This is a genomic window from Aeromicrobium sp. PFPM2_SD2 (assembly GCF_057364525.1).
Genome location: NZ_JBNFNZ010000224.1, coordinates 1 through 3,978, shown reverse-complemented (window position 1 = coordinate 3,978; position 3,978 = coordinate 1). Strand labels below are relative to the sequence as shown.

The 3,978-nt window shown below is 72.9% G+C and carries 6 protein-coding genes; 1 reads left to right on the top strand and 5 read right to left on the bottom strand.

What is annotated here, in order from left to right; genetic code table 11:
* From AC2W7G_RS10775 to AC2W7G_RS10755, 5 genes are all read right to left on the bottom strand, one after another.
* Window positions 1-742 (bottom strand): alkaline phosphatase (locus AC2W7G_RS10775; RefSeq protein WP_485868425.1); only part of this gene is annotated, 742 nt, incomplete at its 3' end.
* 175 nt (window positions 743-917) lie between these two features.
* Window positions 918-1,118 carry a hypothetical protein gene (locus tag AC2W7G_RS10770; protein ID WP_020692206.1) on the bottom strand — a complete coding sequence of 67 codons (201 nt, stop codon included), beginning with the start codon at window positions 1,116-1,118 and terminating at the stop codon, window positions 918-920.
* A 440-nt stretch (window positions 1,119-1,558) separates the two neighbouring features.
* Entirely contained in the window at window positions 1,559-2,689 is a 1,131-nt protein-coding gene (locus AC2W7G_RS10765; protein WP_485868424.1) for an FUSC family protein, read from the bottom strand.
* A 34-nt stretch (window positions 2,690-2,723) separates the two neighbouring features.
* Window positions 2,724-3,020, bottom strand: coding sequence for a GroES family chaperonin (locus tag AC2W7G_RS10760; protein ID WP_485868426.1), 297 nt, complete (start codon window positions 3,018-3,020; stop codon window positions 2,724-2,726).
* Between the two features lie 58 nt (window positions 3,021-3,078).
* Window positions 3,079-3,327: a DUF3618 domain-containing protein gene (locus AC2W7G_RS10755; RefSeq protein WP_019145968.1), complete on the bottom strand. Its 249-nt coding sequence runs from the start codon at window positions 3,325-3,327 to the stop codon at window positions 3,079-3,081.
* A 60-nt stretch (window positions 3,328-3,387) separates the two neighbouring features.
* On the opposite strand from AC2W7G_RS10755, the gene bcp reads away from it, so the two are divergent.
* Window positions 3,388-3,861: a thioredoxin-dependent thiol peroxidase gene (gene bcp / locus AC2W7G_RS10750; RefSeq protein ID WP_485868423.1), complete on the top strand. Its 474-nt coding sequence runs from the start codon at window positions 3,388-3,390 to the stop codon at window positions 3,859-3,861.
* Window positions 3,862-3,978 lie beyond the last annotated feature (117 nt).

Genomic DNA, 3,978 nt, shown 5'->3' with positions numbered 1-3,978 from the left:
GCTCGAGCGCCTGCTGACGGAGCGTCTTGCCCTTCCAGCGGCCGGCCGCGGCGACCTCCGAGAACGTCGCGGCACCTCCGCCGAGGGTGACGTCGGGACGGGTGTCGAGCAGCTGCTCGGTGATCGAGCCCTCGCCCCCGTTCTCCAGCGCGTTGGTCGGGCACTGCGCGGCGGTCGCGACGGGCCCGTAGCAGCGCCGGCTCGTGACCTGGGCGACCTGCACGGCGGGCGTCGCGTCCTGGAGCTCGGCGGTGCTGACGTTGCCGGTGCGCAGCCCCTTGGCCTTGGCCAGCTCGAGCAGCGTCGGCTTCGCCCGGCCCCGGACGTCTACCGAGATCGCGCCGTCGTAGGACTTGGTGCCGGTGGCCCAGGCCGTGCCGGTCGCGGCGGAGTCCGGCACGTAGTCGGGCTTGCCGTCCTTGCCCAGCGAGTACGTCGTGTACTGGCCGGTGAGCGGGAGGGCGTCGATGCCCGGCAGGCGGCCGGCGGCGCCGTACTCGTAGTTGCGGGCCGAGGTGATCTCGGAGTCGCCCATGCCGTCGCCGACGAGCAGGATGACGTTCTGGGCGCGACCGCCGTCGAGCGAGCGGGCGATCTTCGTGGTCTGGTCGCCGGACAGGCGCGTGGCGCCACCCTTGGCGGACAGGTCCGTGGCCGCGAAGGCCAGCGCGGACGAGCCGACGACGAGCGCGCCGGCCGCGGCGACGACGGTGAGTCGTCGCGAAGGAGTGCGTAGGTTCATGGCCTCAACCCATCGGTGTCGGGTGAACGGCGGGCCAACCCGGGCGGACCGTCCGGCGAAGGCCGTGCGTCGGTCGTGGTCCTTCCAGGCTACGAGTGACTGGCCCGAGAAGACCAGACGCCCCGAGGAGCATCTCCTCGGGGCGTCCGTCCTGCGGGGGCGGGGGCGGGGCGGCTCAACGCTGGCCTCGCATCCCGTACAGGGTCATCTCGTGCGCGTCGCGTGCGGCGCGCAGCTCACGCTCCCGCTGCATGCGCAGCCGGGCCTCGCGCATCAGGACCTGGCGGTCCGCCTCGGGCAGCTCGTCCCAGGCGCGCCGGCGGCTGCGAGCAGCGGTCCGCTGGCGGCGGATCTCGATGAGAGCCACGGTGTTCACCCCCTCTCGGGTGGTCGCGGCCGACGGTGCTGACGAGTCGGGGCTCGTGGTCGTCGGGACGTCTGCGGGCATGAGGGTCGTGCGGGTCGGGGAAGGGGTGAGGGTGGTGTTCATGGCGCGCCTCCTTTCGGGATGAGGGTGGGTGAGGACAAAGAAGACCGCTCCGGACCGGGGTCCGAAGCGGCTGCTGAGCCAGGAGTGTCTGGCTACAGGCGGTGCACTGCTCCGGAGGGACGACCGGCGTCGGACGTGACGAGGAACGCGAGGGCTCGCGGGTTCGTGACGTGGAACATCGGTGATCACCTCCAGGGCGTGTCGGGTGCCTCCGGGCAGGAAGGCGCGAGCAACGTAGCGCGGATCACACGCGCGTGTCCACCATCCGGGCGCCTGCGCGGCGTGTCGCGGCGTGTCGTCCGGCGTGTCGCGCTCGCGACGCCTCGTCAGTCGTCGTCGAAGTCGAGGTGCTCGTCGAGGTCCTCGCGGGTCATCCCGCTGGCCAGGAGCAGGTCCGCGGCCAGCGAGCGCACCTGCGCGGAGACCGCGGCGGTGTTGAGCGTCAGCGACGCCGGGAGCGAGTGGACGGCCGTGCGGGCGGCGTCGATGAGCGCCTGCTGGGCCTCCTCGAAGTCGTCCTGCACGGCCAGGTCGTCGGCGAAGATGCCGACCGCCGAGGCGAGCGAGCCGACCGCGTCGGCCATGCCCGGCGGCGGCACCTCGTGGTGGCGCAGCATCGCCGACGAGCGGCGGGCGAGCACGCGGGCGTCGCGCACCGCGTTGTCGATGTGCCCGATCGTGCCGACGTAGAGGTTGACGTGGCCGCGCTGGGTCCAGCGCATGGGCGACATGCGGGCGATCTCGGAGACGTTCTCGGCCGTGGAGCGCAGCGTCTCCAGCGCCGGCTGCAGCTCGCGGGTGCGGTCCAGCGCCCGCTCGGCGCCCTCCGGGTCGCCCGAGCCCAGGGCGCCGGCGACGTCGTCGAGCGCCGCCGCGACCTCCTTGAGCACGTCCTGCACCTCCACGCCGATGTCACGGACGGTGTTGCGCGGCAGCAGGATCATCATGGCCAGCCCGCACAGGCCGCCGATCAGGGCGTCGAGGACCCGGGTCACCGCCGGGTTGCCCGCGCCGGCCAGCGGGACGACCGCCGCCAGCAGCACCGCGGAGTTGGCCGCCTGGTTCAGGGCCAGGCCCTTGAGCCCGAGGAACAGGCCGACGGCGGCGGCCAGGACGCCGATGAGCGCCAGCTGCCAGGGACCGCGGCCGATGGACAGGATGAGCAGCTCGCCCACGAGCACGCCGACGACCACGCCGAAGATCAGCTCGTACAGGGTGCGGCTGCGCGGACCGGCGCCGGCGTTGATGACCAGCACCGCCGCGATGGGCGCGAAGAAGGCCTGCGAGTGCCCGAACAGCTCGGTCGCGATGAAGTAGGCGACCGCGGTGGAGACCGCGAGCCGGACCAGGAAGCGCCAGCGCCGCCGCACGAGCATGAGCCGGGCCCGCAGCGACAGCCGCGGACGGACGTCCGGCAGCCGCCGGGATAACGCCCCGAAGCCGCCCCGCTCGCTCATCGTCGTCCCACCGCTCTCGTGCTCGTCCGGTCGTTCACAGGTACAGGCCCGTCTGGCCCTCCTCCAGCCGCTCGGCGGCGACGGCGTGCAGGTCGCGCTCGCGCAGCAGGATGAACGAGTCGCCGCGGACCTCGACCTCGGCGCGGTCGTCGGGGTCGAACAGGACGCGGTCGCCGACCTCGACCGAGCGCACCTGCGCCCCGACCGCCTCGACCCGCGCCCACGACAGCCGGCGACCCATCGCCGCGGTGGCCGGGATGACGATGCCGCCGGTCGAGCGACGGTCGCCCGCCTCGGCGTCCAGGCGCACGAGCAGGCGGTCGTGCAGCATCCGGATCGGCAGCTTGTCGGCGGTCACGCGAGCACCCTTCCGACGAGGACCGCCCGGCTCACTTGAGCAGGCGGCGGAGCACCACGGCGGCGGCCACGACGGCCACGACGCCACCGACGACCGGGACGATCGTCTCGAAGCGCGGCGACCCGTCGGGCGCGACGAAGCGCGCCTTGACCCGGTCGACCTGGCGCGAGGCGATGTTCTTGGGGCTGGCCCGGTCGACGAGCTCGTCGATCGTGCGGGCCAGGTGCTCGCGGGTCTGCTCGATCTCGTCGACCAGCGCGTCGTTGCGGGACTTCGCCACAGCATCCTCTTTCGTCGCCACGCGCGGGGTCCCCCGCGCTCGTACGTCAGGATAGTGGCCATGAGCGCCCGACTGCAGGCTGGAGACCAGGCCCCCGACTTCACCCTCCCCGCCGACGACGGCACGAGCGTCACGCTCTCGTCGCTGCGTGGGCAGAAGGTGATCGTGTACTTCTACCCCGCCGCCATGACGCCCGGCTGCACCAAGCAGGCGTGCGACTTCAGCGACTCGATCGACCGGCTCCAGGCCGAGGGCTACACCGTGCTGGGCATCTCGCCGGACAAGCCCGAGAAGCTCGCGAAGTTCCGCGAGCGCGACGGACTGACGATCACCCTGCTGTCGGACCCCGACAAGGACGTCCTGACCGCGTGGGGCGCGTTCGGCGAGAAGAAGCTCTACGGCAAGGTCGTCGAGGGCGTCATCCGCTCCACGTTCGTCGTGGACGAGCAGGGCACGATCACGCTGGCCCAGTACAACGTCAAGGCGACCGGGCACGTGGCCAAGCTGCGCCGCGACCTGGGGCTCGGCGCCTGAGCGGCTCCGTGACCGGTCTCGTCGTGCTGCGGGCGCCGATGCGCTCGCGCACGGACGCGCTCGACGACGGCCGCGGGGCCCGGTGCGGCCTCGCGGCCGGGCGTCGTCGGCATGGGG